This window comes from Streptomyces sp. NPDC018263, assembly GCF_055562575.1.
Genome location: NZ_JBVHFA010000008.1, coordinates 1 through 21,978, shown reverse-complemented (window position 1 = coordinate 21,978; position 21,978 = coordinate 1). Strand labels below are relative to the sequence as shown.

At 70.8% G+C, this 21,978-nt stretch carries 20 protein-coding genes; 11 read left to right on the top strand and 9 right to left on the bottom strand.

The window, feature by feature from the left end; all coding sequences use genetic code 11:
• Nucleotides 1-110: 110 nt before the first annotated feature.
• Nucleotides 111-743, top strand: coding sequence for a nucleoside/nucleotide kinase family protein (locus ACZ3HQ_RS22955; RefSeq protein WP_467513605.1), 633 nt, complete (start codon nucleotides 111-113; stop codon nucleotides 741-743).
• A gap of 27 nt (nucleotides 744-770) precedes the next feature.
• Here the strand turns inward: ACZ3HQ_RS22955 and ACZ3HQ_RS22950 are convergent, their stop codons facing one another.
• Entirely contained in the window at nucleotides 771-1,898 is a 1,128-nt protein-coding gene (locus ACZ3HQ_RS22950) for a magnesium and cobalt transport protein CorA (RefSeq protein ID WP_467513603.1), read from the bottom strand.
• A gap of 178 nt (nucleotides 1,899-2,076) precedes the next feature.
• Here ACZ3HQ_RS22950 and ACZ3HQ_RS22945 point away from each other — a divergent pair, with 178 nt between their 5' ends.
• The gene (locus ACZ3HQ_RS22945; RefSeq protein WP_467513601.1) at nucleotides 2,077-2,871 is read left to right on the top strand and encodes a methyltransferase domain-containing protein; all 795 of its coding nucleotides are present in this window, start codon (nucleotides 2,077-2,079) and stop codon (nucleotides 2,869-2,871) included.
• Between the two features lie 12 nt (nucleotides 2,872-2,883).
• Here the strand turns inward: ACZ3HQ_RS22945 and ACZ3HQ_RS22940 are convergent, their stop codons facing one another.
• The 4 genes from ACZ3HQ_RS22940 to ACZ3HQ_RS22925 all read right to left on the bottom strand — a co-directional run bounded on the left by ACZ3HQ_RS22940 (nucleotide 2,884) and on the right by ACZ3HQ_RS22925 (nucleotide 6,293).
• Complete coding sequence (locus tag ACZ3HQ_RS22940; RefSeq protein WP_467513599.1) at nucleotides 2,884-3,837, bottom strand: carbohydrate kinase family protein; 954 nt, start codon at nucleotides 3,835-3,837, stop codon at nucleotides 2,884-2,886.
• Nucleotides 3,822-4,730: a pseudouridine-5'-phosphate glycosidase gene (locus ACZ3HQ_RS22935; RefSeq protein WP_467513597.1), complete on the bottom strand. Its 909-nt coding sequence runs from the start codon at nucleotides 4,728-4,730 to the stop codon at nucleotides 3,822-3,824. Before ACZ3HQ_RS22935 ends, ACZ3HQ_RS22940 begins: the two co-directional genes overlap by 16 nt.
• Nucleotides 4,731-4,820: 90 nt before the next feature.
• Nucleotides 4,821-5,375, bottom strand: coding sequence for a methylated-DNA--[protein]-cysteine S-methyltransferase (locus tag ACZ3HQ_RS22930; protein WP_467513595.1), 555 nt, complete (start codon nucleotides 5,373-5,375; stop codon nucleotides 4,821-4,823).
• A 48-nt stretch (nucleotides 5,376-5,423) separates the two neighbouring features.
• Nucleotides 5,424-6,293 (bottom strand): glycerophosphodiester phosphodiesterase, encoded by an 870-nt coding sequence (locus ACZ3HQ_RS22925; protein ID WP_467513593.1) that lies wholly within the window; start codon nucleotides 6,291-6,293, stop codon nucleotides 5,424-5,426.
• A 278-nt stretch (nucleotides 6,294-6,571) separates the two neighbouring features.
• Here ACZ3HQ_RS22925 and ACZ3HQ_RS22920 point away from each other — a divergent pair, with 278 nt between their 5' ends.
• From ACZ3HQ_RS22920 to aroQ, 7 genes are all read left to right on the top strand, one after another.
• The gene (locus tag ACZ3HQ_RS22920; RefSeq protein ID WP_467513592.1) at nucleotides 6,572-7,447 is read left to right on the top strand and encodes an MHYT domain-containing protein; all 876 of its coding nucleotides are present in this window, start codon (nucleotides 6,572-6,574) and stop codon (nucleotides 7,445-7,447) included.
• 41 nt (nucleotides 7,448-7,488) lie between these two features.
• Nucleotides 7,489-9,636, top strand: coding sequence for an excinuclease ABC subunit UvrB (gene uvrB / locus ACZ3HQ_RS22915; protein WP_467513590.1), 2,148 nt, complete (start codon nucleotides 7,489-7,491; stop codon nucleotides 9,634-9,636).
• A gap of 156 nt (nucleotides 9,637-9,792) precedes the next feature.
• A complete protein-coding gene (locus tag ACZ3HQ_RS22910; protein WP_135785439.1) occupies nucleotides 9,793-10,371 on the top strand; it encodes a TerD family protein in 579 nt (192 codons plus the stop codon).
• Nucleotides 10,372-10,414: 43 nt separating this feature from the next.
• A complete protein-coding gene (locus ACZ3HQ_RS22905; protein WP_467513588.1) occupies nucleotides 10,415-12,160 on the top strand; it encodes a TerD family protein in 1,746 nt (581 codons plus the stop codon).
• Between the two features lie 232 nt (nucleotides 12,161-12,392).
• Nucleotides 12,393-13,376 (top strand): TerC family protein, encoded by a 984-nt coding sequence (locus tag ACZ3HQ_RS22900; RefSeq protein WP_467513586.1) that lies wholly within the window; start codon nucleotides 12,393-12,395, stop codon nucleotides 13,374-13,376.
• Nucleotides 13,377-13,542: 166 nt separating this feature from the next.
• The gene (locus ACZ3HQ_RS22895) at nucleotides 13,543-14,643 is read left to right on the top strand and encodes a calcium:cation antiporter (protein WP_467513584.1); all 1,101 of its coding nucleotides are present in this window, start codon (nucleotides 13,543-13,545) and stop codon (nucleotides 14,641-14,643) included.
• A gap of 107 nt (nucleotides 14,644-14,750) precedes the next feature.
• Nucleotides 14,751-15,224: a type II 3-dehydroquinate dehydratase gene (gene aroQ, locus ACZ3HQ_RS22890; protein WP_356428041.1), complete on the top strand. Its 474-nt coding sequence runs from the start codon at nucleotides 14,751-14,753 to the stop codon at nucleotides 15,222-15,224.
• A gap of 13 nt (nucleotides 15,225-15,237) precedes the next feature.
• Here the strand turns inward: aroQ and ACZ3HQ_RS22885 are convergent, their stop codons facing one another.
• Together ACZ3HQ_RS22885 and ACZ3HQ_RS22880 are read right to left on the bottom strand one after the other, a co-directional pair.
• Nucleotides 15,238-15,894, bottom strand: coding sequence for an MBL fold metallo-hydrolase (locus ACZ3HQ_RS22885; RefSeq protein WP_467513582.1), 657 nt, complete (start codon nucleotides 15,892-15,894; stop codon nucleotides 15,238-15,240).
• Between the two features lie 46 nt (nucleotides 15,895-15,940).
• On the bottom strand, nucleotides 15,941-16,627 hold the full coding sequence (locus ACZ3HQ_RS22880; protein ID WP_467513580.1) for a maleylpyruvate isomerase family mycothiol-dependent enzyme: 687 nt from the start codon (nucleotides 16,625-16,627) through the stop codon (nucleotides 15,941-15,943).
• A gap of 225 nt (nucleotides 16,628-16,852) precedes the next feature.
• On the opposite strand from ACZ3HQ_RS22880, the gene uvrA reads away from it, so the two are divergent.
• Together uvrA and ACZ3HQ_RS22870 are read left to right on the top strand one after the other, a co-directional pair.
• Nucleotides 16,853-19,873: an excinuclease ABC subunit UvrA gene (uvrA, locus tag ACZ3HQ_RS22875; protein ID WP_467513578.1), complete on the top strand. Its 3,021-nt coding sequence runs from the start codon at nucleotides 16,853-16,855 to the stop codon at nucleotides 19,871-19,873.
• Nucleotides 19,874-19,875: 2 nt separating this feature from the next.
• Entirely contained in the window at nucleotides 19,876-21,000 is a 1,125-nt protein-coding gene (locus ACZ3HQ_RS22870) for an SRPBCC family protein (protein ID WP_467513576.1), read from the top strand.
• Between the two features lie 87 nt (nucleotides 21,001-21,087).
• Here ACZ3HQ_RS22870 and ACZ3HQ_RS22865 read toward each other — a convergent pair whose 3' ends face one another.
• Together ACZ3HQ_RS22865 and ACZ3HQ_RS22860 are read right to left on the bottom strand one after the other, a co-directional pair.
• Complete coding sequence (locus ACZ3HQ_RS22865; RefSeq protein ID WP_467514164.1) at nucleotides 21,088-21,261, bottom strand: CsbD family protein; 174 nt, start codon at nucleotides 21,259-21,261, stop codon at nucleotides 21,088-21,090.
• Nucleotides 21,262-21,582: 321 nt separating this feature from the next.
• Complete coding sequence (locus ACZ3HQ_RS22860) at nucleotides 21,583-21,753, bottom strand: hypothetical protein (RefSeq protein WP_467513574.1); 171 nt, start codon at nucleotides 21,751-21,753, stop codon at nucleotides 21,583-21,585.
• Between the last annotated feature and the right edge of the window lie 225 nt (nucleotides 21,754-21,978).

Here is a 21,978-nt window from a genome sequence, read left to right as displayed (position 1 = left end):
GGCCAGCCCTCCCGCACCGGGCCGGGCCGTTCCTTCCCTCCCTTCTCCCTTGCCTTCCTCCGTTCCTTCCTTCTTTCCGTCCTCTTCCGGCTTCCCGGCATCATGGGCCTGTGCGACTCGAAGCGATCACGTGGGAGCGGCTGGCCGAACGGCTCGCCGACCGGATTCTGGCGCTGGAGCCCGCCGACGGCAGCCGCTGGCCGCGCGTGGGCCTCGACGGAGCGCCCGCCGCAGGTCCGGGTGACCTCGCCACCCGGATCTCCGAGGCGCTCCGGGTACGCGGCCGGCCCTCCCTGGTCGTCGGCGCCGAGGGCTTCCTGCGCCCCGCCTCCCTCCGCCTGGAGCACGGGCGGCGCGACGAGGAGTCGTACTACAGCGGCTGGTTCGACACCGGCGCGCTGTGGCGGGAGGTCCTCGGCCCGCTGGACGCCGGGGGCGACGGGCGGGTGCTGCCCGACCTGTGGGACCCGGTCACCGACCGCGCCACCCGCAGCTCCTACGTCCGGCTACCACCCGGCGGGGTACTGCTCCTGCACGGCCCCCTTCTTCTCCAGCACTGGTTCCCCTTCGACCTGACCGTCCACGTCCTGCTGTCGTCCGGCGCCCTGCGCCGCCGCACCCCCGACACCGACCACTGGACGCTTCCCGCCTTCGCCCGCTACGAGACGGAGACCGATCCGGCCGCGACGGCCGACGTCGTCGTACGCGCCGACGACCCCCGGCACCCGGCCTGGAACGGCTGACCCCGCCTGCCGGACCCGGCCGGCGTGTCAGAACCAGCCGTTGCGCCGGAAGCCCCGCCACAGCGCGACACAGGCCAGCGCGGTGATGCCCATGATCAACGGATAGCCGTAGTGCCAGCGGGTCTCCGGCATGTACTCGAAGTTCATGCCGTAGACACCGCAGACCATCGTCGGCACCGCCACGATCGCGGCCCAGGCCGTGATCTTCCGCATGTCCTCGTTCTGCGCGACCGTCACCTGCGCCAGATGCGCCTGGAGGATGGAGTTGAGCAGCTCGTCGAACGCGGCGATCTGATCCTTGGCCCGTATCAGATGGTCCATCACATCGCGGAAGTACGCCTGTATCTCCGGGTCGACCACCTTCATCGGCCGGGTGGCCAGGTCCTCCACCGGGCGCAGCAGGGGCACGGCGGCCCGTTTCAGTTCGAGCAGTTCACGCTTGAGCTGGTAGATGCGCCCCGGATCGGCGCGGGCGCCCTCCTGCGAGAAGACGTCCGTCTCGACCTGCTCGACATCGCCCTGCACCGCGTCCGTGACGTTCAGATACTCGTCCACCACATGGTCCGCCACGGCGTGCAGCACCGCCGACGGGCCCTTGGCGAGCTGGCGCGGGCGCGCCTCCAACTCCTCGCGCAGCGGCCCCAGCGAGCCATGGTGACCGTGCCGCACGGTGATGACGAAGTCCTCGCCGACGAACACCATGATCTCGCCGGTGTTCACCACCTCGCTCGTCGCCGTCAGCTTCTCGTGCTCCACGTAACAGACCGTCTTCAGCACCGCGAAGAGCGTGTCGCCGTACCGCTCCAGCTTCGGGCGCTGGTGGGCCTCCACCGCGTCCTCCACCGCCAGCGGGTGCAGGTCGAACAGCTCGGCGACATCGGTGAACTCCTCGGCGGTCGGCTCGTGCAGACCCAGCCAGACGAAGCCGTCGCCGGTGTTGCGGACCGTCTTCACCGCCTCCACCACATCGGCGGAGCCCGGCACGCGTATGCCGTCCTGATACATCACGCAGTTCACGACCGAGGAACCCAGCGGCGACCTGGCCGGGTGGCTCAGGTCCACACGCGGCCGGCGCCGGGCCAGACCGGCCACCTTGCGCAGGCCGCCGACCTTGCTCAGCTTTGTGACTTTCCGCAGATTCCCCGTCATCGACATCTCGATCCCCTTGCCTGGATCTCCGCACCCGACACCTTTCGTGTCCTGCCCGGTCAGTGTGCCAGTCCGCCGAGAAGGCCGGGGAAGCCTGTGGGAATCGTGGATTCCGCTTGGTTCCCGCCTGTGGACGGAGGGTCGGCCACCCCGGACCCGCCGGCCGGCTGGGACGATGCGGAACATGACGCCCTCGGACGGATACCTCCTGGACAACCGGCAGACCGAGGCGGGCGAACGCTTCGACGCCTTCGCCTCCCTCTTCGACCCCACCACGTTCCGCCACCTCGAACGCCTCGGCATCGGCCCCGGCTGGCGCTGCTGGGAGGTGGGCGCCGGGGGCACTTCCGTCGTCTCCTGGCTCGCCCGGCAGGTCGGCCCGACCGGCACCGTCGTCGCCACCGACATCGACACCTCGCGCCTGGACACCGCGGCCCGGCCGCCGGTGGAGGTCCGTACCCACGACGTGGGCGCCGAGGAGCCGCCCGGCCGGGGCTTCGACCTGGTGCACGCCCGGCTCGTGCTCGTTCATGTCCCGGACCGGGAGCGGGCGTTGCGCTCCATGATCGACGCGCTGCGGCCCGGCGGCCGGCTGCTGGTCGAGGACGCCGACCCGGCCCTGCAATCCCTGACCTGCCCCGACGAGCACGGCCCCGAGGAACGGCTCGCCAACCGGCTCCGCCAGGGCTTCCGCCGGCTCCTCGCCGAGCGCGGCGCCGACCTCTCCTACGGACGCCGGCTGCCCCGGCTGCTCCGTGAGGCCGGGCTGCGGCAGGTCGAGGCCGACGCGTACTTCCCGCTCACCTCACCGGCGTGCACCGCGCTCGAACTGGCCACGGTCCGTCAGATCCGGGGCCGCCTGGTCGAAGCGGGGCTCGCCACCGACGAGGACATCGACCGCCACCTCGCCAACGTCGCGGCGGGCGGCATGGATCTGGCCACGGCGCCGATGATCTCGGCATGGGGGCGCAAGGTCTGAGCGGCGTCCGGTTCAGGGGGTGTGCGGCGGCCGCCCGTCGTCGTCCGGGCGCGGCGGTCGGCCGCCCACCCGCTCCACCGCCCGCGCCCCGGCCCGGCACCCACACTCCGCCGCGTCCTCCGCACAAACGCCCGCCACCAGCGCCGCGAGGAACGCGCCGGTGAACGCGTCCCCGGCACCCGTACTGTCCGTCGCCCGTGCCGGTACCGCAGGAACCCGGGCGCTCACCACGCCCGACCGCGCCACCAGCGCGCCCTCCGCCCCCGACTTGGCCACCACCACCGGCCCGAGTCCGCTCAACTCCGCCGCCGCCTCGGCCCAGTCGGACAATCCGGTGAGCAGGCACGCCTCGTCCCGGCTGGGCAGCAGCACATCGAGCTGCTTGGCGAACTCCAGGAACCGGTCCGCCCCGAACCGCGCGAGGAACCCCGCCGAAGCCGGGTCCAGGCTCACCGGTACTCCGCGCGCACGCGCCGCCGCCAGCGCGGTCTCGGCCAACGCCCGGCTGGACTCGGCGAAGAGCAGGTATCCCGACAGATGCAGCCGGGCCACCCCGTCGAGCAACCGTTCCGACCAGTCGGCCGGTTCGAGCCGCAGCGAGGCCCCGCTGGAGGTGAGGAACGTGCGCTCGGCCGCCGCCCCGCCGTCGACCAGGCAGATCACCGTGCCGGTCGGCGCCACCGGGTCCACCACCAGCCGTGGGCGCACCCCTGCCGCCAGCAGCTCCCGCTCGTGCCACCGCACCGCGTCCGCGCCCACCCGTGCCAGCAGCCGTACGTCCGTACAGCCCGCGTCGGCGGCCCAGCACGCCACGTTGGCGCCCGCGCCGCCCGGCAGCGTCCGGATCACGGCGGCCGTGTCGGTGCGCGCGGCCAGTGGCCCCCGGTGCCGGGCCACCACGTCGGTGATCACGTCCCCGACGACCAGCAGCCCTCCCGCCGGGCCGCCGGTCACCTCACCGCCCACGCCGTGGCGATCCGCGCCGCCAGCTCCACATTGCCGCGCACCGCTGCCAGGTTGGCGCGCAGCGAGGCCCCTTCCGTGTGCCGGACCAGATGAGCCAGCAGGAACGGGGTGACGGCCTGGCCGGTGACGCCCTCCTCCTCGCAGGCCCGCAGCGCCTCGGCGAGCACGCGCGCGTGCAGCTCGGGATCGAGCTGCCGCTCCGGCGGGACGGGGTTGGCCACGATCAGCGCCGACTCCGGTCCGCCGAGCGTGTCCTGCGCCCGCATGACCTCCGCGACCTGCTCCGGGTGCCGCAGCGTCCAGTCCACCGGATGACCCGAGTCGGACAGGTAGAAGCCGGGGAACCGCTCGGTGCGGTATCCGGCGACGGCCACGCCCAGTGTCTCCAGCCGCTGCAAGGTGGCCGGCACGTCCAGGATCGACTTCACGCCCGCGCACACCACGGTGATCCGGGTCCTGGCCAGCAGCCCCAGGTCGGCCGACTCGTCCTGGGTCGCCGTCCACTGCCGGTGCACCCCGCCCAGGCCGCCGGTGGCGAACACGCGGATGCCGGCCAGCGCCGCCAACTGAGCCGTCGCCGACACCGTGGTCGCTCCGCTCGCTCCGGAGGCCATGGCCAACGGCAGGTCACGGTGGCCCAGCTTGCGGATGCCGTCCTCGTTGGCGATCCGGTCCAACTGGCTCTTGTCCAGCCCGACATGGGGCTGTCCGTCGAGCACGGCGATCGTCGCGGGCACGGCCCCCTCGCGCCGGACCACGTCCTCCAGCTCCAGCGCCACCTGGAGATTGCGCGGGCGTGGCAGCCCGTGCGCGATGATCGTGGACTCCAGGGCCACCACCGGCCGTCCGGCGCCCCTCGCCTCCCGGACCTCCTCCGACAACACCAGCACCATGCGCCCGCCTCCCGTCCGTCGCCTCCCCTCATTCCTGGCGGGCGCGACCGGCGGCCAAACGCCATGCCCGGCAATGGGTATGGGGCGCCGTCAGAACAGCGGCTCGGGCAGCACGCCCTCCAGCGCGAGCAACTGCCGTTTCGTCTCCAGCCCGCCCCCGAACCCCCCGATCCCGCCGTCGCTCTCCACCACCCGGTGACACGGCACCACCACCGGCAGCGGGTTGGCGCCCATCGCCGTGCCCACCGCCTGCGCCCCGCCCGGCTGCCCGACCCGCCGCGCCAGATCGCCGTAGCCGACCACCGTGCCGTACGGGACGCCGTCGGCCAGCTCGCGCAGCACCGCCCGGTTGAAGCCGGAGATCAGCGACCAGTCCAGCGGCAGCTCGAAGTCCTGTCGCTCGCCCGCCAGATACGCCTCGACCTGCCGTATCGCCTCCGCCAGCAGGGGGGCGCCCGGCTCCTCGACCGGCTCGGTGCCGTACCGCGCCGCCAGCCGCTTCCGCGCGCGCTCGCACACCGGGCCGGTGGCGTGGAAGACGACGTTGACCAGTCCCTGGCCGCTCGCGGCCAGCATCAGCGGGCCGATGCGGCTGTCCATGACCGTCCACACGACCCGCTGTCCGTCCTGCCCCTGACTGTCCATGCCGACCACGTTACGACCCGCCACTGACAACGGGCCCCGCCGCCGGGATCAGTCGGCGCTGAGGGCCGCGCGCACCACGTCGGGCTTGTTGGTGATGATCCCGTCGACGCCGTAGCCCCGGACCTTCCGAGCCGTGGCCGCGTCGTTCACCGTCCAGGTGAAGACCCGGAGGGGCTTGCCGTGCGGCCCCTTCAGGGCGTGCGTGGTGGAGACGTAGCTCGCGGAGACGTCCGCGTACGCGGGGTTGATCAGGTCCGCGAACCGGGCGTACGCGCTCAGCTCGGCGACCTTCGGACTGCCCAGGTACCCAGTGGTCAGCGCGGGCTTGAGCCGGTGCACGGTACGGATGCTGTCCGCGCTGAAGCTCTGCACGATCAGGCGGCTCCGGTGCGCACGGTCCAGCCAGCCCTCGTTGCTCAGGGTCTTGAGGATCTGCGCCTCGATGCCGGGGTACAGCTCGGGGTTCTTGACCTCCAGCAGCAGTTTCTCGTGGTTGTGCTCGACGCGGCGCATGTAGCGCTCCAGCGTCGGCACGCGCGCGCCCGCGTAGGCGGCGGAGAACCAGCTCCCCGCGTCCAGCCGGGCGATCTCCGCGGCCGTGAAGTCCTTCACTTTCCACGGCGCCCGGCCGGGGAAGACGTCCTCGACGTTCGTGGTGCGCGCCAGGCTGTCGTCGTGGATGACGACCAGCTTGCCGTCCTTGGTGCGCTGCACGTCGTTCTCCACCCAGGAGAAGCCCAGCTTCGCCGCCGCGTCGATGGAGGACAGCGTGTTCTCGGGCGCGTACGCGGAGGCCCCGCGGTGGGCGACCACCGTGGGCTGGGCGGCCCGAGCCGGCCGGCCGTCGGAGCCGGGGCTCAGCAGGACCGTCGCCCCCAGGGCCGCGGTGGCCGCAACGGCGACTGCGTGCGCGTGCATGCGTACTCCTCACGTCCGGCGAATACCAACAGCACCAGGGTGACAGCGGAGCGTCAACGGCACAGGAGCGCAGAACGGCCACACGATGAACGGCGGGGCTCAACTCCGCACACCGGTGCCGCACAAGTGGGGCGAGGCCGTGTTTCTTTGCCGGAAAATCATTCGACCATTCCGGTGGCGGCCATACTCTCTCCGACAGCCCCGACCGCCGCAGCGGTGTGGGGCAGGGGGAACATCGCGTCGGTAGAGGGACGCGAGAAGGCGAGGGAAAGCCGCGCATGCGAGGCACGATCGACGGATTCGGCTACGGGGTCGTCACCCCCCTCGTGGGCTATGTGATGGCCTGCCTGGGCGGCGCTCTCGGCCTGCGCTGCACCACCCGTTCCCTGCTGGTCACCCACTCCTGGCGGCCCGCGTGGCTGGCTCTGGGCTCGACCGCGATCGGCTCCGGCATCTGGACCATGCACTTCATCGCCATGATGGGCTTCTCCATCGACGAGACGCCGGTCCGCTTCGACAAACCGATGACCTACGCCAGCCTCGGCCTGGCCATCGTCATGGTGGGCGTCGGGATCTTCATCATCGGCTACCGGGGCGCCACCGGCACCTCGCTCGTCACCGGCGGCACGATCACCGGCCTGGGCGTCGCCTCGATGCACTACCTCGGCATGGCCGGTATGCGCTTCGACGGACAGTTCACCTACGACCTCACCGGTGTCGTCGCGTCCGTCGTCATCGCCGTCGTCGCCGCCACCGTCGCCCTCCGGGCCGCCGGGCAGGCCAGGGGCTGGCGGGGCAGCATCGGCGCCAGCCTCGTCATGGGTCTCGCCGTCTCCGGTATGCACTACACCGGCATGGCCGGACTCACCGTCCACCTCCACGGCACCTCCGGCACCGCGACCGGCGGCTCGTCGGCCGCCGTGCTCGCCCCGATCCTCATCGGGCCGCTCGCCCTCCTGCTGCTGGCCGCCGTCGTCGTGATGTTCGATCCGCTGATGGTCAAGGGCGCGCCGCGGCACATCCCCGAGGAGTCCAAGCCGGGCGTCCCGGCCGCCGCCGTACCCTCCCACCAGCGCGTTCGCCCGCCGCGGCGGCCGGTCCGGGAGCCGGTCCACGCCGGCGACCACGGCTCTCGCACCCCGCAGCGCCACTGACTCCCGACCCGTTGTCAGTGCGGGGTCGTACGGTTGATGCCATGCGGCCCGTTTCAAAGATCGAACGCACGGTGGCGCCCTTCGAGGTCGTCAGCCCCTACCAGCCCAGCGGCGACCAGCCGGCGGCCATCGCCGATCTGGCCAAGCGCGTGCGGGGCGGCGAGAAGGACGTCGTACTGCTCGGCGCGACCGGCACCGGCAAGTCCGCCACCACCGCGTGGATGATCGAGAAGCTCCAGCGCCCGACCCTGGTCATGGCGCCGAACAAGACGCTGGCCGCCCAGTTGGCCAACGAGTTCCGCGAGCTGCTCCCCAACAACGCGGTCGAATACTTCGTCTCGTACTACGACTACTACCAGCCCGAGGCGTACGTCCCGCAGTCGGACACCTACATCGAGAAGGACTCCTCGATCAACGAGGAGGTCGAGCGCCTGCGCCACTCCGCGACGAACTCCCTGCTCACCCGCCGTGACGTCGTCGTGGTCGCCTCCGTCTCCTGCATCTACGGCCTGGGCACGCCGCAGGAGTACGTGGACCGCATGGTGCCGCTCAAGGTCGGCGAGGAGATCGACCGCGACGACCTGCTGCGCCGCTTCGTCGACATCCAGTACACGCGCAACGACACCGCCTTCTCCCGCGGCACCTTCCGCGTGCGCGGCGACACCATCGAGATCTTCCCGGTCTACGAGGAGCTGGCCGTCCGCATCGAGATGTTCGGCGACGAGATCGAGGCGCTCTCCACGCTGCACCCGCTCACCGGCGAGATCATCAGCGACGACCAGCAGCTCTACGTCTTCCCCGCCTCCCACTACGTCGCCGGACCGGAGCGCATGGAGCGCGCCGTCAACGGCATCGAGAAGGAGCTGGGGGAGCGCCTGGCCGAGCTGGAGAAGCAGGGCAAGCTCCTGGAGGCCCAGCGCCTGCGGATGCGCACCACCTACGACATCGAGATGCTCCGGCAGATCGGCACCTGCTCCGGCGTCGAGAACTACTCGATGCACTTCGACGGCCGCCTCCCCGGCTCCCCGCCGAACACCCTGCTCGACTACTTCCCGGACGACTTCCTGCTGGTCATCGACGAGTCGCACGTCACCGTCCCGCAGATCGGCGCCATGTACGAGGGCGACGCCTCCCGCAAGCGCACCCTGGTCGACCACGGCTTCCGGCTGCCCTCCGCGCTGGACAACCGCCCGCTGAAGTGGGAGGAGTTCCAGGGCCGCATCGGGCAGACCGTCTACCTCTCGGCGACTCCGGGCGCCTACGAGCTGTCCCGCGGCGACGGCGTGGTGGAGCAGATCATCCGCCCGACCGGCCTGGTCGACCCCGAGGTCGTGGTCAAGCCCACCGAGGGCCAGATCGACGACCTGGTGCACGAGATCCGGGAGCGCACCGACAAGGACGAGCGCGTCCTGGTCACCACGCTCACCAAGAAGATGGCCGAGGACCTCACCGACTACTTCGTGGAACTCGGCATCCAGGTCCGCTATCTGCACAGCGACGTCGACACCCTGCGCCGCGTGGAGCTGCTGCGCGAGCTGCGCGCCGGTGAGTACGACGTCCTGGTCGGCATCAACCTGCTGCGCGAGGGCCTCGACCTGCCCGAGGTGTCCCTGGTGGCCATTCTCGACGCCGACAAGGAGGGCTTCCTGCGCTCCGGCACCTCGCTGATCCAGACCATCGGCCGCGCGGCGCGCAACGTCTCCGGCCAGGTCCACATGTACGCCGACAAGGTCACCCCGGCGATGGAGAAGGCCATCGACGAGACCAACCGGCGCCGCGAGAAGCAGGTCGCGTACAACAAGGCCAACGGCATCGACCCGCAGCCGCTCCGCAAGAAGATCAACGACATCGTCGCGCAGATCGCCCGCGAGGACGTCGACACCGAGCAGCTCCTCGGCACCGGCTACCGGCAGCAGAAGGACGGCAGGGCGGCCAAGGCGCCGGTGCCCAGCCTCGGGGGCAAGGCGACCGCGGACGCCAAGGCGAAGGCGGCCAGGACGAAGGCCAAGGGCAAGACGCAGCCGACCGACCAGCCGGCCGCCGAACTCGCCGGGCAGATCGAGGAGATGACGGACCGGATGCGCGCCGCCGCCGCGGAGCTCCAGTTCGAGATCGCCGCCCGGCTGCGTGACGAGGTGTCCGAGATGAAGAAGGAACTGCGCCAGATGCGGGAGGCCGGTCTCGCCTGACCCACCCGACCCGTCCGGACCTCGGCATACGCGCCCAGTGTTGCAACACCGACACAAAGCGCGGGCCGGGGTTCGGCGCCGTCGGCCACGCTGCGTAGGGTTCTGGGCAACCGCGCGATGCGCGGCAACAGGGGAACACCGAGAGGGGATTCAGCCGTGACCGTCAACATGACCAAGGGCCAGGCCATCAGCCTGGAGAAGAAGGACGGGGCCACCCTGACCGCGGTCCGTATGGGTCTCGGCTGGCAGGCGGCGAAGCGCCGCGGGCTGTTCGGCTCGCGCACCCGCGAGATCGACCTGGACGCCTCGGCGGTCCTCTTCGCGGAGAAGCAGCCGGTCGACGTCGTCTTCTTCCGTCATCTGGTGAGCGACGACGGTTCCGTGCGGCACACCGGCGACAACCTCGTCGGCGGCGTCGGGCAGGGCGGTGACGACGAGGCCGTCCTGGTGGACCTCCAGCGGGTCCCGCCCCATGTCGACCAGATCGTCTTCACGGTGAACTCCTTCACCGGGCAGACCTTCCAGGAGGTGCAGAACGCGTTCTGCCGCCTCGTGGACGAGACCAACGGCCAGGAACTGGCGCGCTACACGCTGGCGGGCGGTGGCCAGTACACCGCGCAGATCATGGCCAAGGTGCACCGCCAGGGCGCCGGCTGGACCATGACCGCGCTGGGCGAGCCGGCCAACGGGCGCACCTTCCAGGACCTGATGCCGGCGATCCTGCCGCACCTGTAGGGCCGGCCCGGCGCGCACCACAACACGACACAGGGGGACGGCGATGGGGGCGGAACTGGTGCGGGGGCAGAACCACCCGCTGCCCCGGACCCGGCTGGAGATCCTGATCTCGGCCGAGGTCCCCGTGCTCGTGGCGGCCGCCCTCGGCGACGAGGGCGGCCGCGTTCATGACGGCCAACGGATCGCCCACCCCGGCGCCCCCGTCCTCCCCGGCATAGAGGTGCCCCGCGCGGCCGCGGCCGAGCACCGCCTCTCCGCCGCCCTGGGGGAGCTGCCCGAGGCGGTGCACCGCGTCACCGTGCTGCTGGCGCTGCCGGGCTCGCGGTTCGGCGCGATCGCCGCCCCGCGCGCGACCGTCACCGAGGCCGACGGCACGGAGATCGCCCGCTTCACCCTCGCCGGGCTGGACGCCGAGTCGGCCGTCGTCGCCCTGGAGCTGTACCGCAGGCAGGGCGGCTGGAAGGTCCGCGCGGTCGGCCAGGGGTACGCGGAGGGCCTGACCGCCCTCCTGGCGGACCTGGGGTTGCCCGAGGCGCGGGAGGTCGCGGAGGCGATACACGAAGCGGGGCGCCCCCGCGAGGCGCAGGCGGCCTCTCCTCGGCAGGACAGGCCGCCCGGGGGTGGACCGGTCGACTACACCCACCCCGGGCGACAGGCTTGCGAACAGCCTCAGCCCATCGCGGGCGACGCGGCGGGCTGGTCGATGGAGGAACGGCTGTACAACCAGGTCTGGGGCATGTTCGAGGACCTGGCCCGCTCCACCGCCGCCCTGCGGAGCGCGGCTGACTTCGCCGCCGCGCGCCTGGACCGGGAACTCGACGAGGCCCTGGCCGACCCGCGCACCAGGATCGGCCGCGCCGGGGACGCGGCACGGCAGGCGGCCCGCGCCAAGCACGACGAGCTGATGGGCCGGGCGCGGGCCGCCCATCACCGTGACCTCGGCCAGCTCACCGCCGAGGCGGAGGTCGTCGAGCCCGCCCTGCCACCCGCGTACGCCCGCTGGGACAGCCCAGTCTGGCAGGGCCACCGGATGCCGGCCGAGCCGCCCGAGGCCGTACGGCTTGGCGACCTCCACCTTCCCGAGAGCGCGTCCCTGCGCATCCCGATGCTGGTCAGGCTGCCGTTGGAGCGGGGTCTGTGGGTCGACAGCGGCGCCAGACCGGCCGACTTCACGGACTCCGCCGAGCGGCGCCGACTGGCCCTGGAAGTCGCCGTGGCCCTCGCCGTGCGGCTGCTCGCCGTCCACCCGGTGGGGGAGTTCTCCGTGGAGGTCGTCGACCCGGCCGGTACCGGGGCCGGACCGCTCGGCCCCCTCACCCGTTCGGGGGCCCTGACGGGGCCGCCCGCGAGGGGCACGGCGGGTGTCGCGCAGGCGCTGGAGTCGCTCACAAGGCGGGTCGACCTCGTCCGGATGGCCATCGGCGGCGGTGCCACCGAGGCGCTGCCGGACGGCTTCGACACCGCCCGGCGACTGCTGGTCGTGAACGACTTCCCGCAGGGCTTCGACGACCGCGCCCTGACCCGGCTCCGCTTCCTCGCCGACGAGGGCCCGGCGGCCGGGGTCCATCTGCTGCTGGTCGCGGACCGTGCGGACGCGGGGGAGTACGGGCCGTTGCTCGACCCGCTGTGGCGTTCGCTGATGCGACTGACGCCGTCCGCCGACGACCATTTCGCCGATCCCTGGGTCGGGCACGCCTGGACCTTCGAACCGTCGCTCCCGCCGCAGGGCGGTGCGGTGCTTCAGCAGGTGCTCGGCACGGTCTCCGAGGCCAGGATCAAGGGAAAGTAAAGAACCTCTGAGCTGCTCACTTGGTCTTTATTTTACCTTTCTCTTTACTCTTCCTTGGTGATTGCGCTACCGTATTCGTGCGGAGGGGAGTACTCCCTGATGCGGCGCACCCGTCAGTACGAATCCCCATGGATTCCGGGGCGCCGGCCCGTTCCTCGGGTGGAAGAGACCTCCGGCAGCGACAACGCTGATGTTTGCCGTGACTGATGCCGGAGGTGCAGTGGACGTCTCGATGACCCTGTGGGTCTTGACCATCGTGGGGCTGGCAGCCCTGATCGCGGTGGACTTCTTCATCGGCCGCAAGCCGCATGAGGTGTCCATCAAGGAAGCGGGCATCTGGACAGCAGTCTGGATCGCCCTGGCCGGACTCTTCGGCCTCGGACTGTTCCTCTTCGGCGGCGCCCAGCCCGCCGGGGAGTTCTTCGCCGGCTTCATCACCGAGAAGTCGCTGAGTGTCGACAACCTCTTCGTCTTCGTCCTGATCATGACGAAGTTCGCGGTGCCCGTGCAGTACCAGCAGCGGGTCCTGCTCTTCGGCGTGCTCATAGCCCTGGTCCTGCGGGCCGTCTTCATCGCGGCCGGCGCGGCGATCATCGCCAGCTTCTCCTGGGTGTTCTTCATCTTCGGCGCCTTCCTGATCTGGACCGCCTGGAAGCTCATCCAGGAGGCCCGCGCCGATCAGGAGGACGAGGAGTACGAGGAGAACAAGCTCCTCAAGGCCGCGGAGCGCAGGTTCGGGGTCGCCGACCGGTACCACGGCACCAAGCTGTGGATCGAGGAGAACGGCAAGCGGGTCATGACCCCGATGCTGGTCGTGATGCTCGCCATCGGCACCACCGACGTGCTGTTCGCGCTGGACTCCATCCCCGCGATCTTCGGCCTGACGCAGGACCCGTACATCGTCTTCACAGCGAACGCCTTCGCCCTGATGGGTCTGCGCCAGCTCTACTTCCTCATCGGCGGCCTGCTGAAGAAGCTGGTCCACCTGTCCTACGGCCTCTCGGTCATCCTCGGCTTCATCGGCGTCAAGCTGGTGCTGCACGCCCTGCACGAACTCGGGGTGCATGTCCCCGAGATCAGCATCCCGGTCTCCCTGGCCGTGATCTGCGGCGTGCTGATCATCACCACGATCACCAGCCTCATCGCCTCCCGGAAGCAGGCCGCCGCCGACGCGGCCAGGGGCGGCGGCGCCTCCAAGGACAGCATCGACGCCTGACCCTTCACTCCCTGACGGTCGAGCGACCCGTGCGGAGGGTGCCGCAGCCCGGCACCCTCCGCACGGGAAGGCTCCGGCCGACCCGACCTCACCGCGCCCACCCGGCCGGTGTGCCGGGCGAGACGAACGGAATGCGAACCCTGTACGCCTCTGCCACCATCACTGCATGATCACTCGGCTCAGCTCGCTCGCCGCGCGGTGGACGCTGCTCGTGCCGGTGCTCGCGATCGTCCTCCTCGTCTTCACCTGGGGCCGCGGCCTGCCCGGCGCGGTCGTCGCCCTGGTCGCCCTCGTGCTCGCCGGGTCCGTACTGGCCGCCGTGCACCACGCCGAGGTCGTCGCCCACCGGGTGGGCGAACCCTTCGGCTCCCTGGTGCTCGCCATTGCCGTCACCGTCATCGAGGTGGCACTGATCGTCACCCTCATGGTCGACGGCGGGGACAAGAGCGCCACCCTGGCCCGCGACACGGTGTTCGCCGCCGTGATGATCACCTGCAACGGCATCGTCGGCATCTGCCTCCTGGTCGGCTCCCTGCGCCACGGCACCGCCGTGTTCAACCCCGAGGGCACCGGAGCGGCCCTGGCGACGGTCGCCACCCTGGCCACCCTCAGCCTGGTGCTGCCGACCTTCACGACCAGCAAGCCCGGCCCCGAGTTCTCCTCCGTGCAACTGACGTTCGCGGCCTTCTCCTCGCTGATCCTCTACGGCCTCTTCGTCGCCACCCAGACCGTGCGGCACCGCGACTACTTCCTGCCGGTCACCAAGGAGGGCGACGTCATCACCGGGGCCGACCACGCGGCGCCCCCGACCGCGCGCCGGGCCTGGATCAGCCTCGGCCTGCTCGGCCTCGCCCTCATCGGCGTGGTCGGCCTCGCCAAGGGGGTCTCGCCCACCATCGAGTCCGGGGTGGAGAGCGCGGGGCTGCCCCCGGCCGTCGTCGGTGTGATCATCGCCCTGCTCGTGCTGCTCCCGGAGACCATCGCCGCGCTGCGCGCCGCCCGCCGTGACCGGGTGCAGACCAGCCTCAATCTGGCGCTGGGCTCCGCCATGGCCAGCATCGGCCTGACCATCCCGGCCGTCGCCCTGGCGTCGATCTGGCTGTCCGGACCGCTCGTGCTGGGCCTCGGCTCCACACACATGCTCCTGCTCGCGCTCACCGTGGTGGTCGCCTCGCTGACCGTCGTGCCCGGCCGTGCCACCCCGCTCCAGGGCGGCGTCCACCTGGTCATCTTCGCCGCCTATCTGGAGCTGGCCCTCAACCCGTAGCGGCCGGCGCCCCACCGGGCAGGCGAGCCCTCCGGCGGCGCGTGATAGACCGGGTGCGAGCAGTGGCCGCCCTGCCGGCCGCCCCCGACGCACCGGAGGAAACCACCGTGCCCCGCAGCCTGGCCAGCGCCCCGATCATGATCCTCAACGGGCCCAACCTGAACCTCCTCGGCCAGCGGCAGCCCGAGATCTACGGCAAGGACACGCTGGCCGACGTGGAGGCCATGTGCGCCGAGGCGGCGGCCGCGTACGGCGGCACGGTGGACTGCCGGCAGTCCAACCACGAGGGTCAGTTGGTGGACTGGATTCACGAGGCACGGCTCGACCACGCCGGGATCGTCATCAACCCCGGCGCCTACTCCCACACGTCGGTGGCGATCCTGGACGCGCTCAACACCTGCGACGGCCTGCCGGTGGTGGAGGTCCACATCTCCAACATCCACCAGCGCGAGTCCTTCCGGCACCACTCGTACGTCTCGCTGCGCGCCGACGGCGTGATCGCGGGCTGCGGGGTGCAGGGGTACGTCTTCGCGGTGGAGCGGATCGCCACGCTGGCGGGGGCGGCGCGGGCCGACGCCTGAGCGCCGCGCCGGTTCACCAGCCGCGCGCGTGCCACTCCGGCAGATGCGGGCGCTCGGCACCGAGGCTGGTGTCGTCGCCGTGGCCGGGGTAGACCCAGGTCTCGTCCGGCAGCGCGTCGAAGATCTTCGTCTCCACGTCGTGGATCAGGCTGGCGAACGCCTCGGGGTCCTGGTGGGTGTTGCCGACACCGCCGGGGAAGAGGCAGTCACCGGTGAAGACGTGCGGGTGGCCGTGCGGGTCGTCGTAGACCAGCGCGATGGAGCCGGGCGTGTGCCCGACCAGATGGCGCGCGGTCAGCTCGACCTGGCCGACCCGGATGACGTCCCCGTCGTCGACCGGCACATCGGTGGCGACCGGGATGCCGGCGGCGTCCGCCCGGCCGGCGTACGTACGGGCGCCGGTGGCGCCGACGACCTCGCCGAGCGCCTGCCAGTGGTCGCCGTGCTGATGGGTGGTGACGACGGACGCGATGCCGTCCTCGCCGATCATGGTGAGGAGCGTGTGCGGCTCGGCGGCCGCGTCGATCAGGAGCTGCTCGTCGGTGGCCCGGCAACGCAGCAGATAGGCGTTGTTGTTCATCGGGCCGACCGCGACCTTCGTGATCATCAGGTCCTTCAGCTCGTGCACGTCCGCCGGACCGCCGACCCTGACCTCGCCGCTGTACGTCATGACGATCAGCCTATAGCGGGGCGGGGGCCGGCGGGCCGGCGCCGTGTCACAGCGGGGGCAGTGCGGGCAGTTCGCCGCCCTTCACCTCCAGCGCGGTCCCTTCGCGGCGCCCGGCGAGCCAGCCCAGCAGGTCGGCCGGAGTGCCCGTGACGGTGACCTCGGGATCATCGGCCTTCCGCCCGGTGGTCCAGGTCCGGGTGCCGTCGCTCAGCAGTGTCGGGGGCACGTCGGGGTGGCCCAGGAAGCGCTCGGCCAGGAACCCGGTCTCGCGCTCGGTGAACTCGGCCGGGAGATCCTCCAGCTCGTAGCCGGCGCCGAGGTCCACGTGGTGCAGCTCGATCTCGACCCAGCGCCGGAACGGCAGCCGGGCCGCGACGTCGGTGATGCCGTTGCGCAGCTCCAGGACCCGGTCCCAGTCGCCCGGCGCAGCGCCTGCCGCGTCGAACCGGGCCGCGCTGTCGCGCACGTCGGTGAGATGGGTCTCCAGGGGGCGCGAGGCGTCCCGCTCGATGTCGGCGTCGCGCGCCTCGGCGCTCACGTACATCGGGCGGCCCCCGAGGACGTTCACGAGGGCGTCGGCGTTGCGGGCGACGTGGGCGAGGACGTGTCCGCGCGTCCAGCCCGGGAGCCGTGACGGCTCGGCCAGCGCCGCGTTGTCCAGTACGGCGGCCGCGCTGAGCAGCCGTTCCGTCGCTTCCTGTACACGTGCCAGGTCATGAGCGTGATCGGTCATGAGGCCCGACCCTAGCGGGACCACTCCTTCGGGTGAAGGTGACGGACATCCTCCAGAATTCGAAAGCGCGTGCTATATCGTCGAAGGCGGCGTCGGGCATGCTGGATGGCTGGAGATTGTTATGCATCCGGGAATCCGACCGGCGTTGTCAGTGGCTCCCCCTAGGCTCGAAGAAGCACGGGCCCAAGGCCCCTGTCACTTCTCTGAAGAAAGGTGCGGACCGGCGTGGCCGACCGTCTCATCGTCCGTGGCGCGCGCGAGCACAACCTGAAGAATGTCTCGCTCGACCTGCCGCGTGACGCGCTCATCGTCTTCACGGGCCTGTCCGGGTCGGGCAAGTCCTCCCTGGCCTTCGACACCATCTTCGCGGAGGGCCAGCGCCGCTACGTGGAGTCGCTCTCCTCGTACGCCCGCCAGTTCCTCGGGCAGATGGACAAGCCCGACGTCGACTTCATCGAGGGCCTCTCGCCCGCGGTCTCCATCGACCAGAAGTCGACCTCGCGCAACCCGCGCTCCACGGTCGGCACCATCACCGAGGTCTACGACTACCTGCGGCTGCTCTTCGCCCGCATCGGCAAGCCGCACTGCCCCGAGTGCGGCCGGCCCATCTCGCGCCAGTCGCCGCAGGCCATCGTGGACAAGGTGCTGGAGCTGCCCGAGGGCAGCCGCTTCCAGGTGCTCTCGCCGCTCGTGCGCGAGCGCAAGGGCGAGTTCGTCGACCTCTTCTCCGACCTCCAGACCAAGGGCTACTCCCGCGCGCGGGTCGACGGCCAGACCATCCAGTTGTCCGAGCCGCCGACCCTGAAGAAGCAGGAGAAGCACACCATCGAGGTGGTCGTCGACCGGCTCACGGTGAAGGACTCCGCCAAGCGCCGTCTCACCGACTCCGTGGAAACCGCCCTCGGCCTCTCCGGCGGCATGGTCGTGCTCGACTTCGTCGACCTCCCCGAGGACGACCCCGAGCGCGAGCGCATGTTCTCGGAGCACCTGTACTGCACCTACGACGACCTGTCGTTCGAGGAGTTGGAGCCGCGCTCCTTCTCCTTCAACTCGCCCTTCGGCGCCTGCCCCGAGTGCACCGGCATCGGCACGCGCATGGAGGTCGACCCGGAGCTGATCGTCCCGGACGAGGACAAGTCGCTCGACGAGGGCGCCATCCACCCCTGGTCCCACGGCCACACCAAGGACTACTTCGGCCGGCTGATCAACGCCCTCGCGGACGCCCTCGGCTTCCGTACGGACATCCCGTTCGCCGGGCTGCCCCAGCGGGCGAAGAAGGCCCTGCTGTACGGGCACAAGACGCAGATCGAGGTCCGCTACCGCAACCGCTACGGCCGCGAGCGGGTGTACACCACGCCGTTCGAGGGCGCGGTGCCCTTCGTCAAGCGTCGGCACAGCGAGGCCGAGAGCGACGCCAGCCGGGAGCGCTTCGAGGGCTACATGCGAGAGGTGCCCTGCCCCGCCTGCGAGGGCACCCGCCTGAAGCCGATCGTCCTCGCGGTCTCCGTCATGGGGAAGTCCATCGCCGAGGTCTCCGCGATGTCGATCAGCGACTGCGCGGACTTCCTGGGCGAGCTGAAGCTCAACGCCCGCGACAAGAAGATCGCCGAGCGCGTGCTGAAGGAGGTCAACGAGCGGCTGCGCTTCCTGGTCGACGTCGGCCTGGACTACCTCTCGCTCAACCGCGCGGCCGGCACCCTGTCCGGCGGCGAGGCCCAGCGCATCCGCCTGGCCACCCAGATCGGCTCCGGTCTGGTCGGCGTGCTCTACGTCCTGGACGAGCCGTCCATCGGTCTGCACCAGCGGGACAACCACCGGCTGATCGAGACCCTGGTCCGGCTGCGCGACATGGGCAACACCCTCATCGTGGTCGAGCACGACGAGGACACCATCAAGGTCGCCGACTGGATCGTGGACATCGGCCCGGGCGCCGGTGAGCACGGCGGCAAGGTCGTCCACAGCGGTCACCTCGACGAGCTGCTCGCCAACGCGGAGTCGCAGACCGGCCAGTACCTGTCCGGCCGCAAGTCGATCCCGCTGCCGGACGTGCGCCGCCCGCTCGACCCGTCCCGGCAGCTCGTGGTGCGCGGCGCGCGGGAGAACAACCTCCAGGACATCGACGTGTCCTTCCCGCTGGGCGTCTTCACGGCGGTCACCGGTGTGTCCGGCTCGGGCAAGTCGACCCTGGTCAACGACATCCTGTACACCCACCTGGCCCGCGAGCTGAACGGCGCGCGGAACGTCCCCGGCCGCCACACGCGCGTGGACGGCGACGACCTGGTGGACAAGGTCGTGCACGTCGACCAGTCGCCCATCGGGCGCACCCCGCGCTCCAACCCGGCGACGTACACCGGTGTCTTCGACCACGTCCGCAGGCTGTTCGCCGAGACCACCGAGGCGAAGGTGCGGGGCTACCAGCCCGGCCGCTTCTCCTTCAACGTCAAGGGCGGCCGCTGCGAGAACTGCTCCGGCGACGGCACGATCAAGATCGAGATGAACTTCCTCCCGGACGTGTACGTCCCGTGCGAGGTCTGCCACGGTGCCCGGTACAACCGGGAGACCCTGGAGGTCCACTACAAGGGCAAGTCCATCGCTGACGTGCTGAACATGCCGATCGAGGAGGCGACCGACTTCTTCGAGGCGGTGCCCGCCATCTCCCGGCACCTGCGCACCCTGAAGGACGTCGGCCTCGGCTACGTCCGGCTCGGCCAGTCCGCGACCACCCTGTCCGGCGGTGAGGCGCAGCGCGTCAAGCTCGCCAGCGAGCTGCAGAAGCGCTCCACCGGACGCACGGTCTACGTCCTGGACGAGCCGACCACCGGTCTGCACTTCGAGGACATCAGCAAGCTGCTGAAGGTCCTCTCGGGCCTGGTGGACAAGGGCAACACGGTCGTCGTCATCGAGCACAACCTCGATGTCGTCAAGACCGCGGACTGGGTCATCGACATGGGCCCGGAGGGCGGCGCGGGCGGCGGTCTCGTGGTCGCCGAGGGCACGCCCGAGGAGGTCGCGGCGGTTCCGGCCAGCCACACCGGCAAGTTCCTGCGCGAGGTCCTCGGCGCCGACCGGGTCAGCGACGCGGGCCCGGTGAAGGCCCCGCGCAAGACGGCCAGGACGACCGCGAAGAAGACGGCGGCGAAGGCGGTGCCGGCCAAGGTCAACAGCACCGCGACCGCCAAGGCCGGCACGGCCAAGAAGACGGCCGCCAAGAAGACGGCGCGGCGCAAGCAGTCGGCGCGGAGGTAGCCATGGCAACGTCAGACCGCGCCAGCGGGAAGGAACAGTCCTCGGGGATGGACCAACTGCTCGGTGAGCTCTCCAAGTTCGTGGGCGCTCAGGCGGACAGGCTGGCCGAGAAGGCGACGGACAAGCTCGGCGACATCACCGATCAGCTCTACGACGTGGCCGACAACGGCGGCAAGCTCTCGGACATCGGCGGGATAGGCAGCCGGATCCTGCAGGGCGACTCGCCCCTGAAGGCGTTCGCCGGCCAGAAGCTCGGCAATCTCAAGGACAAGGTGACGGACACCGCGTCCCAGGTGTTCGGCAAGAGCAAGGGCAAGGGCCGCAAGGGCGGCGGCAAGGTCGTCAACATCTGCGAGTCGGTGGACGTGGGACTTCCGCTGCGCGAGGTGTACGACCACTGGACGCAGTACGAGGACTTCAGCAGCTTCGCCAAGGGCGTCCGCGACGTGTCGCGCAACGACGACACCACGAGCGACTGGAAGGTCAAGGTCGGCCCGTCCAGCCGCTCCTACAAGGCGACCGTCCAGGAACAGGTGCCGGACGAGCGCATCGTGTGGACCTCCGAAGGCGCCAAGGGGACCACCCGGGGCTGCGTCAGCTTCCATGAACTCGCCCCCTCGCTGACCCGGATCGTCGTCGTGGTCGAGTACCACCCGGCGGGCTTCTTCGAGAAGACCGGCAACCTCTGGCGGGCCCAGGGACGCCGCCTGCGCCTGGACGTGAAGAACTTCCTGCGGTACGTGAGCCTCGGCACCGAGGAGGCGGAGGGCTGGCGCGGCGAGATCCGCGACGGCGAAGTGGTCCGGACCCACGAGGAGGCCCTCGAGGCGGAGCAGGCAGAGGAAGAAGAACAGGGCGACGAAGGCGAAGAGGGCGAGGAGGAAGACGCATACGACGAGGAGGAGGAAGCGGACGGCGAGGAAGAGCCCGAGGGATACGAGAACGAGGACGAGGATCAGGACGAGGATCAGGACGAGGACGAGGACGAGGACGAATACGAGGACGCCGACTACGCCGAGGAGCCCGGCGAAGACGGAGAGGAAGAGGGCGAGTACGAGGAGGACGAGGGCGAGGAAGAGGAGGAAGAGCCTTCCCGCGGGCGGCGGCGCAGCCGCCGGGCGGCGTGAGCGGGCGCGCGGAGCACACGCAAGGGCCGACGGGTCCAGGCCCGTCAGCCCTCTCGCTCGCCGCACCTGTGCGCCCGGTGCGGCGCGTCAGTGCTTCATCGCGTCCTTCGCCTTCTGAGCAGCCTGCTTGGCGTCACCCGCGGCCTGCTCGCCGCGCCCCTTCATCTCCAGGCTCTCGTTGCCGACCGCTTTTCCGGTCTCCTCCTTCACCTTCCCCTTGGTGGTCTTCGCGACGTTCTTCACCTTCTTGCCCGCGCCCATGCTGTTCACCTCCGCACCGCTCCGCACATGGGGTCGCTGGTGTCAATCCGTCGTTTACCCACAGAATGCGCATAGCACGCCATTTCACCCGATCAGGGTGACTCGGAATACGTCAGGAGACATGCATGATGTCCGCCGCGAAACGGCGCCGACGCCGGCGCCGCCCGGTCCGACGCGTCGCGCACTGGGCGACCCGGCCGTTCGCCCGGCGCGTGGCCCTGTGGGCGACGTGGTGGGGCATCCGCCTGGCGCTCTGGGGAATGCGACGGGCGCTCCGGCGTTCGCTTCACAGGGCCCTGTCGGCCGTCCTCACCGGCTCCGTCAGCGGAAGCCGTCCTTGCCCTTCTCCTTGAGGCGCCGGGCCTGGCCCCGGGCTTCCAGGGCCGCGCCCTTGGCCGCCAGGGTCTCCTTGCCCATCGCGTGGGCCGCCTTCTGCACGGCTCGTCCGGCGACCCGTTCGATCTCCGCCTTGGCCTTCTCGCCTGCACTCATGGCCGTCCTTTCACCGTTCCGGCACTTTCGCTTCTGTCCTGGCGGTGGAGCGGTAAACGACGCGTGCGGGGGCCGGCGGGGGCCGGACTTCACCGTCGCGGGGACGGCACCAGGCGGAGCAGGGTGTGCAGGAGGGCGTCGACGCGGTCGTGGGCGGGTTCGTCGGTGACGTGGGTGAGCAGCCGGGCCAGCACACGGAGCAGCGGCGGCGAGGCCATGACCCGC

Coding starts and splice junctions, on each gene's coding strand:
- ACZ3HQ_RS22885 (WP_467513582.1), bottom strand. CDS start 15,894: ATGACGTACAGCGGCGAGGTCAGGGTCGGCGGTCCGGCGGACGTGCAC.
- ACZ3HQ_RS22925 (WP_467513593.1), bottom strand. CDS start 6,293: ATGCACGCGCACGCAGTCGCCGTTGCGGCCACCGCGGCCCTGGGGGCG.
- ACZ3HQ_RS22870 (WP_467513576.1), top strand. CDS start 19,876: ATGGCAACGTCAGACCGCGCCAGCGGGAAGGAACAGTCCTCGGGGATG.
- uvrB (WP_467513590.1), top strand. CDS start 7,489: ATGCGGCCCGTTTCAAAGATCGAACGCACGGTGGCGCCCTTCGAGGTC.
- ACZ3HQ_RS22950 (WP_467513603.1), bottom strand. CDS start 1,898: ATGTCGATGACGGGGAATCTGCGGAAAGTCACAAAGCTGAGCAAGGTC.
- ACZ3HQ_RS22935 (WP_467513597.1), bottom strand. CDS start 4,730: ATGGTGCTGGTGTTGTCGGAGGAGGTCCGGGAGGCGAGGGGCGCCGGA.
- ACZ3HQ_RS22930 (WP_467513595.1), bottom strand. CDS start 5,375: ATGGACAGTCAGGGGCAGGACGGACAGCGGGTCGTGTGGACGGTCATG.
- ACZ3HQ_RS22895 (WP_467513584.1), top strand. CDS start 13,543: ATGATCACTCGGCTCAGCTCGCTCGCCGCGCGGTGGACGCTGCTCGTG.
- ACZ3HQ_RS22900 (WP_467513586.1), top strand. CDS start 12,393: ATGACCCTGTGGGTCTTGACCATCGTGGGGCTGGCAGCCCTGATCGCG.
- ACZ3HQ_RS22945 (WP_467513601.1), top strand. CDS start 2,077: ATGACGCCCTCGGACGGATACCTCCTGGACAACCGGCAGACCGAGGCG.
- ACZ3HQ_RS22905 (WP_467513588.1), top strand. CDS start 10,415: ATGGGGGCGGAACTGGTGCGGGGGCAGAACCACCCGCTGCCCCGGACC.
- ACZ3HQ_RS22880 (WP_467513580.1), bottom strand. CDS start 16,627: ATGACCGATCACGCTCATGACCTGGCACGTGTACAGGAAGCGACGGAA.
- ACZ3HQ_RS22860 (WP_467513574.1), bottom strand. CDS start 21,753: ATGAGTGCAGGCGAGAAGGCCAAGGCGGAGATCGAACGGGTCGCCGGA.
- ACZ3HQ_RS22920 (WP_467513592.1), top strand. CDS start 6,572: ATGCGAGGCACGATCGACGGATTCGGCTACGGGGTCGTCACCCCCCTC.
- ACZ3HQ_RS22865 (WP_467514164.1), bottom strand. CDS start 21,261: ATGGGCGCGGGCAAGAAGGTGAAGAACGTCGCGAAGACCACCAAGGGG.